This window comes from Paenibacillus sp. HGF5 (assembly GCF_000204455.1).
Lineage (GTDB): Bacteria > Bacillota > Bacilli > Paenibacillales > Paenibacillaceae > Paenibacillus_AQ > Paenibacillus_AQ lautus_A.
In genome coordinates this window covers 59,800-72,295 of sequence record NZ_AEXS01000066.1, presented here as the reverse complement: position 1 = coordinate 72,295, position 12,496 = coordinate 59,800, and the positions used below count along the sequence as shown (strand labels likewise).

At 46.2% G+C, this 12,496-nt stretch carries 12 protein-coding genes; 11 read left to right on the top strand and 1 reads right to left on the bottom strand.

What is annotated here, in order from left to right:
- The first annotated feature begins 14 nt into the window (after positions 1 to 14).
- On the top strand, positions 15 to 308 hold the full coding sequence (locus HMPREF9412_RS33650; RefSeq protein WP_036671904.1) for a phBC6A51 family helix-turn-helix protein: 294 nt from the start codon (positions 15 to 17) through the stop codon (positions 306 to 308).
- 1,333 nt (positions 309 to 1,641) lie between these two features.
- Here the strand turns inward: HMPREF9412_RS33650 and HMPREF9412_RS10800 are convergent.
- A complete protein-coding gene (locus HMPREF9412_RS10800) occupies positions 1,642 to 1,836 on the bottom strand; it encodes a YjzC family protein (protein ID WP_009591448.1) in 195 nt (64 codons plus the stop codon).
- Positions 1,837 to 2,074: 238 nt separating this feature from the next.
- Between HMPREF9412_RS10800 and rpsF the strand changes: the two genes are divergently transcribed.
- From rpsF to HMPREF9412_RS10750, 10 genes are all read left to right on the top strand, one after another.
- Positions 2,075 to 2,359 carry a 30S ribosomal protein S6 gene (gene rpsF, locus HMPREF9412_RS10795; protein ID WP_009591503.1) on the top strand — a complete coding sequence of 95 codons (285 nt, stop codon included), beginning with the start codon at positions 2,075 to 2,077 and terminating at the stop codon, positions 2,357 to 2,359.
- A 47-nt stretch (positions 2,360 to 2,406) separates the two neighbouring features.
- Positions 2,407 to 2,901 (top strand): single-stranded DNA-binding protein, encoded by a 495-nt coding sequence (gene ssb, locus HMPREF9412_RS10790; protein WP_009591476.1) that lies wholly within the window; start codon positions 2,407 to 2,409, stop codon positions 2,899 to 2,901.
- 21 nt (positions 2,902 to 2,922) lie between these two features.
- Positions 2,923 to 3,195, top strand: coding sequence for a 30S ribosomal protein S18 (gene rpsR, locus HMPREF9412_RS10785; RefSeq protein WP_006207333.1), 273 nt, complete (start codon positions 2,923 to 2,925; stop codon positions 3,193 to 3,195).
- An 873-nt stretch (positions 3,196 to 4,068) separates the two neighbouring features.
- Positions 4,069 to 4,743, top strand: a complete 675-nt coding sequence (locus tag HMPREF9412_RS10780) for an SOS response-associated peptidase (protein WP_009591531.1) — start codon at positions 4,069 to 4,071, stop codon at positions 4,741 to 4,743.
- Between the two features lie 729 nt (positions 4,744 to 5,472).
- Positions 5,473 to 7,242, top strand: a complete 1,770-nt coding sequence (locus HMPREF9412_RS10775; protein WP_009591538.1) for an ABC transporter substrate-binding protein — start codon at positions 5,473 to 5,475, stop codon at positions 7,240 to 7,242.
- 66 nt (positions 7,243 to 7,308) lie between these two features.
- The gene (locus HMPREF9412_RS10770; protein ID WP_009591558.1) at positions 7,309 to 8,271 is read left to right on the top strand and encodes an ABC transporter permease; all 963 of its coding nucleotides are present in this window, start codon (positions 7,309 to 7,311) and stop codon (positions 8,269 to 8,271) included.
- Between the two features lie 12 nt (positions 8,272 to 8,283).
- The gene (gene opp4C, locus HMPREF9412_RS10765) at positions 8,284 to 9,207 is read left to right on the top strand and encodes an oligopeptide ABC transporter permease (RefSeq protein WP_009591529.1); all 924 of its coding nucleotides are present in this window, start codon (positions 8,284 to 8,286) and stop codon (positions 9,205 to 9,207) included.
- An 11-nt stretch (positions 9,208 to 9,218) separates the two neighbouring features.
- A complete protein-coding gene (locus HMPREF9412_RS10760) occupies positions 9,219 to 10,193 on the top strand; it encodes an ABC transporter ATP-binding protein (protein ID WP_009591511.1) in 975 nt (324 codons plus the stop codon).
- Complete coding sequence (locus tag HMPREF9412_RS10755) at positions 10,193 to 11,158, top strand: ABC transporter ATP-binding protein (RefSeq protein ID WP_009591536.1); 966 nt, start codon at positions 10,193 to 10,195, stop codon at positions 11,156 to 11,158. The genes HMPREF9412_RS10760 and HMPREF9412_RS10755 overlap by 1 nt, the downstream gene beginning before the upstream one ends.
- Before the next feature lie 217 nt (positions 11,159 to 11,375).
- A complete protein-coding gene (locus HMPREF9412_RS10750; protein WP_009591486.1) occupies positions 11,376 to 12,347 on the top strand; it encodes a D-alanyl-D-alanine carboxypeptidase family protein in 972 nt (323 codons plus the stop codon).
- The last annotated feature ends 149 nt before the right edge of the window (positions 12,348 to 12,496 follow it).

The following is a 12,496-nucleotide window of genomic DNA, read 5'->3' as shown; positions in this document are numbered from 1 at the left end:
GGAGGTACGTTAGTATGGCGAAGAAGAAGAAACGCCGTTCACGTAGGCTGCCGTTGAATGAGCGTCATTTTGCCGCGATCGAGTTATTATCGGATGTACCATCGCGCAATCACGAAGACATAGCGCATATTCTCGGGATTAGCCGTATGACTTTATACCGGTGGCGACAACGTGAGGACTTCGACAAGGAATTGCACAAAGTCATAATGCGGAAGGTACGCGCTAGACATCCTCGCAGAAAGGCCCGATGGGATCTCGATACGCCTGCGCAAGTAGAACGATTCTTTATAGCTTCCGGATGGTTGTAACAAAAACGGACAATTTAGTCGGATTATCCGAAATGTCTGCGGAATGGCTAAAAACGGCTGTATTTACGAGGAATAGCCGATGATTTGGCGGTAATCTAATCGCGATTAACCTGTTACAAAACTACACTTTTCGGAAATTTTCCGTAGCCGACTGCGCACGACTACTAGCGAAATTATCCGCCGCATGCCTGGGACGGACGTGTCCTCGAAAATTTCAGGGGGTCAATCCGCATATTTATGCGCTAAAACGGTGTATAAACGGCTTGAATTCGATGCATAATCGGACGTTATCGGACTAATGGCGTAACTACGCGGATTGCAGCGTTAGACGACACCGTTATGATTATCAATCAGCTAGGTATCGCGATGAATAACGTATGCATAACGGTAGATCCCGCGAAAGGGGGGGCGGGTAGGCAGCGAACGAACCCGAAATCAGGTGACCCCACCGTCCGCGCAATAAAAATAACTCATGGACCCAATATATGGTAAACCTAACGAAGTCCGATTCGCTAAAAATTTCCGCCAAGTTTTTTAAACTCGGGATATCCGCGCTTGTCTCCGGAAAGAATACACTATATAATAGTAGAAACTAATCTGATAAGCGTAGATGAGACCGAATCAATCCGTTATGTGGCCGTAAGCTGAACGTTGATACAACGCCAGTTATACCGGAAACGATAACGAAAATGTGACTCGAAATCAGCTAGGCGTCGCAAGGCGTGCGTGGGTTCGAATCCCACCCTTTCCGCCACCAATCGTTCTAAGTTCCGCTGTTATGGATACAGACGATATTGTTACATAAGCCGAGGCGATAAGCTGTACCAACGCCTTTGAATAAAACACCCTCATGCAGGACAGATGACTTGCATGAGGGTGTTTTTCGTTGTCGAGAGGATGACTCCAGATCAGGAAGCGGATATGAACATAAAAAGAAGGGCCCATTAGGGCCCTTCTTTCTGGGTAGGCGGTGCTTGTGAATTGGAATCATTTTATCAGCACTTCTGCGAACCTTGTCAACAGCTTCACTTGTCCTAAAGGTCAAGCATTCGGCTCATTTCCTCAGCTTGCAATTCGTGCGACGATCAGAAACCTTCTGCGTTGTTCAGTTGCAACGTTCAACGGAACCACACCTCTCTCATGCACCGCCTGATTATAATGTGCGCATAAAGGGCTGTTTGTATACATGCTAATTTCAACGAATGACAATTTAGAGTAAATGGTCAGCATTCATTGCTTGGACCACAGCCATTTTGACAAAGCTCGGACCTGGGGCAATCTCAGGATGCAATAGGGCGCCGAACAATACATGGGTCTGGAACGCTCCAGGCTGTTACTTAGGCTGCACCCGACGCTTGTTTAACCATACGCGATCATCATTTTGAGTTTCAGGAAAGGTGTCGCCCTTGCTCATTTTAATTTGACGCGGGTTCTCGATGCCCATAATATGGTCTCTAACGCCAACTTCCATATAAACGCCGTTGTTTGGCGCTTTGTCGCCTGCACGAAATTCGGTCTGTTCTCCCATTATGGAATTCCTCCTCATTATGATGGATGGACTGCATGTATTATCATGCGCCATCAGACCTTAAATCATTGCAGGGAAAGAGAGAAAGGCGCGGTAATAAAGGGAAGAGGGCATGTTTGGAATCGAAAAGAAACTTGCATCCGATCATCCGTTCTGATATAGTATTATGGTGCGAGTTAGACTCGCTCCTTGCTCTCAACATCGATTGAGGGCCGAAGTCCATAAGGAGGTGAAACATATGCGCAAATATGAAGTGATGTACATTATTCGTCCTGACATTGAACAAGAAGCTGTTCAAGCTGCAGTCGATAAATTCCAAGGCATCATCTCCAACGGCGGAGAAATTACAAAGCATGACGTAATGGGTAAACGCCGTCTTGCGTATGAGATCAAGAAATTCCGTGATGGCGTCTACGTTCTGGTAAACTTCAACGCAACACCTGAAGTTGTAGCTGAGCTTGAGCGTCTCATGAAGATTTCTGACGAAGTCATTCGTTATCTCATCACGAACGACGTTGCTTAATACGAACCAAACTTTGTAATTGATTTCGTTCTAAGGAGGGGATTGGATTGTTGAACCGTGTCATTTTGATTGGCCGACTGACTAAGGATCCCGAGCTGCGATATACTCCTTCAGGTGTTGCTGTAACGCAATTTACACTTGCTGTTGATCGTCCGTTTACTGGACAAGGCGGGGAGCGCGAAGCGGATTTCATTCCGGTCGTGACCTGGAGACAGCTTGCGGAGACTTGTGCGAACTATCTGCGCAAAGGCCGTCTGACGGCTGTAGAAGGGCGCATTCAAGTGCGGAATTACGAGAATAACGAAGGTAAGCGTGTATACGTCACCGAAGTCATTGCCGATAATGTTCGCTTCTTGGAGTCAAACCGTGAAACAAGCGGTGGCGGAGGAAATCGTGAGGAATCATCGTTCAACGGAGGAAGCAACAGCAATAGCGGTGGCGGAAACCGGGGGAACAATAACTACTCGCGAAACAACAATCAGGATCCTTTTTCCGATGAAGGAAAACCGATCGATATTTCGGATGATGATTTGCCATTTTAATACGGAAAGGACTGACAACACATGGCTTTTAAACAAAGAGAAGGCGGAGACAACGACAAAAGACCGGCACGCCGCGGCGGCCGCAACAAGCGTCGTAAAGTATGTTTCTTCACTGTGAATAAAATTACTCACATTGACTATAAAGATACAGACCTGCTCAAGAAATTCATCAGCGAGCGCGGAAAAATCCTGCCTCGTCGTGTAACAGGTACTAGCGCTAAATATCAGCGTGCCCTGACGATTGCGATCAAACGCTCCCGTCAAATCGCATTGCTTCCATACACAACGGAGTAATCCTTTGTGTGTAAAGCGGTTCAGCCTAATCATAGGCTGGGCCGCTTTTTTATTAGGTATACAACACAAGTGCTTACTTCAACATCTCGCAAGGGATACCTCAGTCATGTGACGGACTGTCATTGAGAAAACAACGTCAGCAGATGCTTGCAAGACCACGTCGCTGCCCATTGCGAAATCGTGAAAGTATCCATGTGAGAGGCAGAGGTTAAATCATATATGAAGCAAGAGCAGTGACAGACCTCCTCGGTTTCAAACAGGCTTAACCAAATGTTGGGATATAATGTCTTCACGGAAGAATCGTGTCTCCCCTGAGTGTACATTATTAAAGCGTAGCAGCGATCGATAAATACAAGCCTAGTGTAAAGCTTTCCAGTTTTAAAGCCCTGAAATCATGTCTACTTCGAAAGGACAGTGTCTATTGTAAGCAATACAATGATAAGAACAATGGGCGCTCCTGCTATAAAGGAATCCATGAATGTAGGCCGATCGCAAAGTAGGCTAAAAAAATTCCTTCTATTATATATAAGTATCTGTCGCCTTTCCGCATGAAGGGCGACATGATATTTGTCTTGTATATAGAATGCGATCCTTCTCATATATCGAAAAAAGAGAATGGTAGAGGCCTATTTCTTATTCTCGTATGAAGTTTGATGTCTATCGTGTACAAACATGATAGACGAACATCGTTACGACCGTGCGGTAAGGAAAATTTAATAATGCGATTACATTAAAATTGCAGAAATTTTTCAATCTAATGATGTCCTCTCCAGGGATACAAGCGTACATGGAGTGGAAGCTCCATGATGTTAGTCTTATTATGCATATTCCTCCTCCATTATCCAAACGATAAAGGAAAAAGGAGGTAGTCGTATGTGCAGAAGATTTTCGCTGTCCGCAGGGCTCGAAGAAGTGAATCAACGCTTTGGCATCCAACGGGTCATGTATTACTACAAGAGCCGGTACAACATTAGTCCTACCCAAACCATGCCGGTCATTGTACAGGAACAGGGGGAGCGGGTACTCGATGAGTATCGGTGGGGCTTGGTTCCATATTGGGGAAAAGACGCGGTCAATGCCGATATTACGACAGTTGATCAGAATCCCACTTATCGCAAAGCGATTGATACAAGACGCTGCGTTATACCTTGCAACGGACTATATTACTGGAGGACGGTTGGCAAACGGAGTTATGCCGTACGGACCGTGATCGGAGAGAATGAAATATTCGGTATGGCGGGCCTATACGAGACATGGCGGGATGCCAGGGGAAATGAAATGAGAACCTGCACGGTTCTGATGACGGATGCAAATGAAGCGATATCGGAGTTCGAAACACGGATGCCGGCAATCTTGTCGGAAGATAACATGGCCAAGTGGCTGGACCCGGAAATCCAGGGAAGGCATGCGGTTCATCCGCTGCTTCATACTTACCGCGGACAGATGCGCACATATCCGGTAACGCCTTTAGTGGCCGACGATACGCATGATCATCAGCAGTGCATTGAAGAAATGGATTTGAAGCTTGCCTGGGTGAAGAACCTGTAGTTCGTAAGTATGAAAGAACGAGGTTGATTAATCTGACATGAAACAGAACGAGAAAGCAATCCGGAAGATGCTCCCGGATTGCTTTTTTAAGCTTTTAGTGCAGTAGAGGGACGAAACCATGAAAGGCAAAACCTCCAAACAGGCGTCATCTAATACGGAATTGAAGCTTACGGTTAGGATGAAATATTACATAAAAATGGACTTTATCTAGATTGAGCAGAGATAGACTTGAATGGCGTTATATAATTTAACATGAAAATCACTTTTTAGTACTCTTAATCAAAATATTAGAGCTGAATTCAAATTATTTGTAATATAACATTACATAATTTCAACAAAACCGAAAGCGATTATAGTTATAAATTGTAAATAAATCTTGGTATTACATACATTTTCAGTAAACTAAGGATATACAACGGAGATAAACTTAATTATTAACCTCGAAAACGACGATAAAAACATGATTTTTGAGAAATATGAAAAAAAGTAATTGACGTTACCTAAATTTACACGTATCATAACATTAATTTTATAGGCAAGAAGATATTGCTAGAGACTTTGGCACTAATTGACCAATGGTATATTTTCTGTAAAACTTTCAAGTTATTTCACATCATGCAATGACATCCAAGAGAACGTAAAGTTCAGTACCGAAATTATTTAAGGATGATTTCAATATTCGTCCTGATAATTTATAATGCAACAACATTTTTTAAGAGGAGGATTCGCATGAAGAAAAGAATGTCACTCCTGCTGGCAATCATGCTTCTGGCCATCACGGTATTAGCAGCTTGCGGAGGCGGAGGAACAGCAGAACAGCCACCAAGTCAAGGGGATCAAACGGAGCAAACTCCACCAGCTGAAGGCGATGGCGAAGAAACTACAGAACCGCCAGCTGAATCTGGTGACGAAAGCCAAGGCTATTTTGAAGCTGAAGACCCATCTTTGAATCCAGCAACTGCATTGAATCGTAAAGACACGCTTGTTGTAGGTATGACTGCACCTAAAGGGGTATTTAACCCGTTCTACTGGCAGACTGCTTATGACAAATATGTCGTAGACGCTATCTTTGATTCTTTCTTCGCAGTTCAAGGCGACGGAACGTACCAGAACCGTTTGGCGGAAAGCGTAGAAGTCTCCGAGGATAAATTGAAGTACACGTTCAAATTGAAGCCAGGCGTGACGTATTCCGATGGCACTCCTGTTACTGTAAAAGACTATGCTTTTGCAATGAAAGTTTATCATGATTCCAGCTATGACGGCCAATCCGATCTGTTGTCCGTTCATATCAAAGGCGGTAAAGAGTACAACGAAGGCAAAGCTACCGATATCTCCGGTATTAAAGTCATCGACGACAATACCATTGAAATCGAAGTTACCGAAGCAAATGCAATGACCAAGGATAACCTCGGTACGGTTGCTTTTGCACCAGAAGCCTACTATGGCAAAGGTTACAAGCAAGGCAACCTGGAGTACATGAAAGATCTGCACGCTAAACCAATCGGAAGCGGTCAATATGTATTGAAGAGCTACTCCCCAGGTCAAGAGGTAGTACTCGAAGCTAACGCTAACTACTTCCTGGGCGCACCGAAAATCAAGAACGTTATTTACAAGACTACAACTGAAGAAACCAGATTGGCCATGTTCCAATCCGGCGAAATCGATATGGATATGGTTACCGTTAACGAAGACAACGTAGAAGAATTGAAGGGCATGGGCTTCCTGGACGTCAACATCTTCCCAACCAACGGTTACGGATATGTTGCCATGAACCACAATGATCCTAAATTCCAAGACGTTAAGGTTCGTCAAGCATTGATGTACGGTTTGAACCGTGCAGAAGTAGTAGAAATCATCTATGGTCCTTATGCGAACGTATTGAATATTCCGCAATCCAGCGTTTCCTGGGCTTACACGGACGAAGGCATTGAGCCGTACGATTTCGACATGGAAAAAGCGAAGCAGCTTCTTGATGAAGCAGGTTGGGTAGCCGGCGCAGACGGTACTCGCGAAAAAGACGGCAAGAAATTCGAAATTCATTTCTCTGCAACAGCTGACAACCCGGTTATCGATGCTCTGATTCCGGTTATGACGCAAAACTACCAAGAACTTGGCATCAAACTGACTGCTGAAACGTTGGATTTCAACGCTATCATGGATAAGAAGGACAAAGGCGAGTTCGAAATGTTCTTCGCGGCTTGGGGCTTGACTCCGGATCCGGATTCCACGGTTTACATTACAGATGGACAGCAGAACGATATCGGCTTCTCCAATCCAGATTACGATGCAGCTATGAAAAAAGGTCTGAACGCGTTTGATCTTGAAGAACGTAAAGCAGCTTACGCTGAAGCATATCAAGTGCTGAACCAAAACGTTCCGGATCTCTTGATCTATCAAAGACGCGATATGTGGGGTATTAACAGCAGAATCAACGGCATGGACATCACTCCATACAAAGACTTCACCATCGATCTCTATAAAGCCGAAATTCAACAATAACAGCAGGAAACATATGCTCAGCTCGCAAGAGCTGGGCATATCCACTTATAAGCCGGGAGGAATATTATGAAGCAGTACATTATCCGGAGGCTGCTGCAGATTATCCCGACAATGATCGGGATTTCGATTATCATATTTGCAATATCAGCATTGGTTCCAGGTGACTATATCACTGCAGTGAATAACCCGACGATGACTGCTGAGAAGGCAGCTCAGCTTCGGGAAATTTATGGTTTAGATAAGCCGCCAGTAGAGCGTTATCTTACATGGGTCGGCAATATGCTGAAGGGTAATCTCGGAGATTCCCTTGTGCACAAACAACCTGTTACAACCGTTATGGGCAATTATGTATGGAACTCCTTTTTCATCGCTATTTTCAGTTTGATATTGAGTTGGATTATTGCTATTTTTGCCGGCGTATTCTCGGCTAAATTCCAGTATTCTTTATTCGATAAAATCATTACGCTATTAATCTTTTTATGTATGTCACTGCCCTCTTTCTTCATCGGACTTCTTCTCATCAAATTTTTAGCGTTGGATCTAGGGTGGTTCCCGGTTGGCGGTATGAAGACATCCGGAATGAATGGAAATACGTGGGAACAATTGGTTGATATCGCTTGGCATATGTTCTTGCCGGTTACGGTACTCACGATGCTTAGCACAGGCAGCTTGACGCGGTATTTCCGTACAAGCATGCTGGAAGTTATTCGTCAGGATTACATCCGGACGGCTCGTGCTAAGGGGTTGAAAGAACGTACGGTAATTTTCAAGCATGCTCTGCGTAATGCCATGCTTCCTGCGATCACCCTGATGGGCTTTGAGCTGCCAGCTTTGTTTGGCGGCGCCATCATCATGGAGAAAATTTTCATTTGGCCAGGGGTCGGTCAAGTTTATCTGGAATCGATCAATATGCGGGACTATCCGTTCATGCTTGGTTTCACGGTGTTCATATCCGTACTGACACTTCTGGGCAACCTGTTGTCTGACGTTCTGTATGGAACTGCAGATCCAAGAATTCGCTTAAAGTAGGAGGAGATTCATTTGTCCGCAGAGGCTGCACCATTAAAAACGAATCTACCAGTACCGAAGAAGCAGCCGGATTCCCCGTGGCGGATCGCTATTCGCCGTTTTTCCAGAAACCGTCTTGCTGTCATCGGACTTATCATAATCGTATTTATGTTTTTGCTGTGTTTTATTGGTCCATTGTTCTCGCCATATTCACTGTATGACTACAGTGTAAAAGATAAAAACTTGCCTCCAAGCGCCAAATATTGGCTAGGCACGGATAAGCTCGGCCGCGACGTTCTTCTGCGTATGATGCTTGCAGGCCGGATTTCCCTGACGGTCGGTCTTGTCGCAACTGGAATCTCGGTTATCGTGGGAGCGACGCTTGGCGCGCTGGCCGGGTTCTATCGGAAATGGGTCGATACTCTGATTATGCGTATTGCCGATATATTTATGGCGATCCCGACGCTCCCGATCCTGATCATTTTGGGTGCGGTGCTGTCAGACTTAAAGGTTGATCCTTCTGAGCGAATCTATTTCTTGATGTTGATTATAGGTATCTTAGGCTGGAGTGGAATTTCCCGCCTTGTACGCGGACAGATATTGACACTTCGTGAACAAGAGTTTATGCAGGCAACGGAAGCGCTGGGCCTTAAAGACCGACGCAAAATTTTCCGTCATCTGCTGCCGAATACAATTCCGATTATTATCGTATCCGCAACGCTTGGCGTAGCCGGAGCCATTATTTACGAATCAGCGTTAAGCTTCTTGGGAGTTGGGGTCGTTCCGCCAACTCCTTCTTGGGGGAACATGATCTCGGCCGCAAACAGTTTGATTGATTTCCGTAAGCGGCCTTGGCTGTGGATACCGCCAGGCATGTGTATTCTTGTTACCGTAGTTGCAATCAACTTGATCGGTGACGGGCTTCGCGACGCACTTGACCCGAAAATGAAGAAGTAGGAGATGCGAATATGGCAAAAGAATTAGTAGAATTCCGCAATTTAAAAACGCATTTTCAAACCTCCGCAGGCACCGTGAAAGCCGTCGACGATGTAAGCTTCAAAATCCGTGAAGGTGAAACACTGTGCGTGGTGGGTGAGTCGGGCTGTGGCAAGAGCGTAACAGCCATGTCTCTTATGCGTTTGATCGATACGCCTCCGGTAGGGGGAGAAATCCTGTATGAAGGCAAGGACCTGCTGAAGATGAGCAAGCGCGAGATGAGCTTGATTCGCGGCAATGATATCGCCATGATCTTCCAGGAACCCATGACCTCGCTCAACCCGGTATTAACGATCGGGGAGCAGATTGTGGAGCCGATCCTGCTTCATCAACTCGTTAACCGTAAAGAAGCAAAACAACGCGCCATCGATCTGATTAATTTGGTTGGAATCCCGCGTGCGGAGAAGATTTTCGACTCTTATCCGCATGAACTCAGCGGCGGTATGCGCCAACGGATCATGATCGCGATTGCCCTCAGCTGTAATCCGAAGCTGCTGATCGCGGATGAGCCTACAACCGCGCTTGACGTTACGATTCAGGCCCAGATTTTGGATTTGATGCGAGACATTAAGGGTAAACTCAACACTTCGATTATGCTCATCACGCATGACCTTGGCGTTGTTGCCGAGATGGCGGATTATGTTGTCGTTATGTACGCAGGCAAAGTCATAGAAGAAGCTCCGGTCATCGAGCTGTTCAAACAGCCGAAGCATCCATATACCAAAGGTCTTCTGAAAGCGAAGCCGGTCATTAATCAGACGCAAGAACGTTTGTATTCGATTCCGGGACAAGTGCCTAACCCGGTAGATCTTGGAGACAACTGTCATTTCCATGATCGCTGCGAATTCTGCATGCAGATCTGCAAGGAGAAAACGCCTCCGCTCGGTACGGATCCTAACGGCCATAAGGTCGCTTGCTGGCTGTATGAAGAGGAGGGGAAAGCCTAATGAGTCAAGCACTGATCGAAATAGACGGTTTGAAGAAATACTTTCCCATCACCGGCGGCGTATTTCAACGAACCGTGGGCAATGTAAGGGCCGTTGACGGAGTCAGCTTTACCATCAACAAAGGGGAATCCTTTGGACTTGTAGGTGAATCCGGCTGCGGCAAGAGCACCATTGGACGAACCATTCTTCGATTGCTGGAAAAAACGGAAGGCAAAGTCATCTTCAATGGTACCGACATCCATTCCTTATCCAAGGAGAAGATGCGTGCCTTGCGTCCGAAGATGCAGATCGTATTCCAGGATCCATTCAGCTCGCTGAATCCAAGAATCAAAGTGGGCGAAGCCATCGGCGAAGCACTCATTGACCATGGGTTAGTTAATCGTAAGGAACTTAAAGACCGCGTGATTGAAACGCTGGAAATTTGCGGCCTTGCCGCCTATCATTACGATCGGTATCCGCATGAATTCTCCGGCGGTCAGCGTCAACGGATCGGGATTGCCCGCGCGTTGATTCTGAATCCCGACTTTATCGTCGCGGATGAGCCGGTATCTGCACTGGATGTATCGATTCAAGCGCAAATCATCAATCTGCTGAGTGATTTGCAGCGCGAGAAGCAGCTGACTTACTTGTTCATTTCTCATGATCTCAGTGTTGTAGAGCATTTGTGCAACCGAATTGGGGTAATGTATCTGGGATCGATGGTAGAAATGGCAAGCAAGGAAGAGCTGTTCCGCAACCCGCTGCATCCTTATACGAAAGCATTGCTGTCTGCCGTGCCGGTACCGGACCCAACGCTGAAGCGCGATCGGATCGTACTGAAAGGCGACATTCCAAGCCCGGCGAACCCGCCTTCAGGCTGTAAATTCCACACACGCTGCCCGCTGGCTTCGGACCTGTGCAAACAGCAAGTGCCGGAATACCGCAACGTAGGTAATGATCACTTTGTTGCTTGTCACTACGCTTAATAGGACTCTTCATATCCAGGTTTTCTGACAACAATTAGCGTGATGATTAAGATTTACAGATTCATAGAAGGACTTCCTATCGTCTGCGGACGGTTGGAGGTCTTTTTCGTTTTTCGGACACGCTCGTTTCATTTACAAAAATTTCTAAACAGAAAATTCAAAAAAAAGCAGACCAAATGCCTCTTTCAACCGTCTATAACTATGGAGGGCTAATTCTATGAAAAAACGGTGGCTTTGGCTGGTCATGATGTTGCTAATTATCGTCCCCATAGGGGCGGTTGTCATAGGAAATATAGAACGAGCGGGGTTTAAACCGAAGGTCGACGCGCGAGCCGTCGTCTTAATGGATTTAAATACCGGGCGTATTTTGCTCAGCGAGAATGGCGATTTACCCTTACCGCCTGCTAGCATGTCCAAGCTGATGACCGAATTGGTTATCCTGGATGACATTAAGACCGGGAAGAGATCCTGGGACGATGAAGTCAAGATAAGCGATACCGCAAGCGATGTCAGAGGCGTTAAAATCGCCTTGAAGTCCGGCGAAATTTTGACGGTTCGCGAGTTGTTCCAGAGCATAACGGTTTATTCGGCCAATGATGCGTCCGTGGCGCTTGCCGAGCATTTTGCGGGCTCCGAGGAAGCGTTCGTCCGGAAGATGAATGCCAAGGCCAAAGAGATTGGCCTATCCAGCGCGACCCGTTTCGTGAACGCATCAGGCGTCGAGCAGGGCACCGCCAATGGTCATGCCTGGTCCTCGGATGGAGAAACGGTAATGACCGCAGAAGATACGGCTAAACTAGCCGCGCATCTCATTAGAAGCCACCCGGATATTCTAAGCACTTCCAGCAAAACGCAGACGAAGATAAGCGGACGCAATTTATATTTGAGCAACACCAATTGGATGCTGCCCTCGCTTGGCGGCCCTTATTCCTACGAAGGCACCGATGGATTAAAAGCAGGGTACACGGCGAATGCAGGGTACTGCTTTACGGGAACAGCCGAGAAGCAAGGCAGCCGGCTTATTGCCGTTGTCATGGGTACCGAATCCAAAGAAGCAAGGTTTGAAGAGACGCGGAAGCTGTTCGATTACGGATTTTCCAAGACCTTGACGTGGAGAGAGCGGCTGGACGACTGGTTCCAATATTTGGGAACCGCAGCCGCTCTTCAGCATGAGAACAGACCGGTTTAACGGATCCATGAGGATTTGGTAGATTTATAGAACTGCCCGTGAAGGGTTCACATTTGACAATATTCTGGTTTACAATAGATGATGTGTTATAACTGGCCTACTAGTATGAAGTGAGTCAACGGGAGGAGTTCCCGTTTAATAAGAGAGGA

What these genes read in the sequence shown, in the direction of transcription:
- HMPREF9412_RS33650 (WP_036671904.1), top strand. Translation starts at nt 15, where the DNA reads ATGGCGAAGAAGAAGAAACGCCGTTCACGTAGGCTGCCGTTGAATGAG.
- HMPREF9412_RS10800 (WP_009591448.1), bottom strand. Translation starts at nt 1,836, where the DNA reads ATGGGAGAACAGACCGAATTTCGTGCAGGCGACAAAGCGCCAAACAAC.
- rpsF (WP_009591503.1), top strand. Translation starts at nt 2,075, where the DNA reads ATGCGCAAATATGAAGTGATGTACATTATTCGTCCTGACATTGAACAA.
- rpsR (WP_006207333.1), top strand. Translation starts at nt 2,923, where the DNA reads ATGGCTTTTAAACAAAGAGAAGGCGGAGACAACGACAAAAGACCGGCA.
- HMPREF9412_RS10780 (WP_009591531.1), top strand. Translation starts at nt 4,069, where the DNA reads ATGTGCAGAAGATTTTCGCTGTCCGCAGGGCTCGAAGAAGTGAATCAA.
- HMPREF9412_RS10775 (WP_009591538.1), top strand. Translation starts at nt 5,473, where the DNA reads ATGAAGAAAAGAATGTCACTCCTGCTGGCAATCATGCTTCTGGCCATC.
- HMPREF9412_RS10770 (WP_009591558.1), top strand. Translation starts at nt 7,309, where the DNA reads ATGAAGCAGTACATTATCCGGAGGCTGCTGCAGATTATCCCGACAATG.
- HMPREF9412_RS10760 (WP_009591511.1), top strand. Translation starts at nt 9,219, where the DNA reads ATGGCAAAAGAATTAGTAGAATTCCGCAATTTAAAAACGCATTTTCAA.
- HMPREF9412_RS10755 (WP_009591536.1), top strand. Translation starts at nt 10,193, where the DNA reads ATGAGTCAAGCACTGATCGAAATAGACGGTTTGAAGAAATACTTTCCC.
- HMPREF9412_RS10750 (WP_009591486.1), top strand. Translation starts at nt 11,376, where the DNA reads ATGAAAAAACGGTGGCTTTGGCTGGTCATGATGTTGCTAATTATCGTC.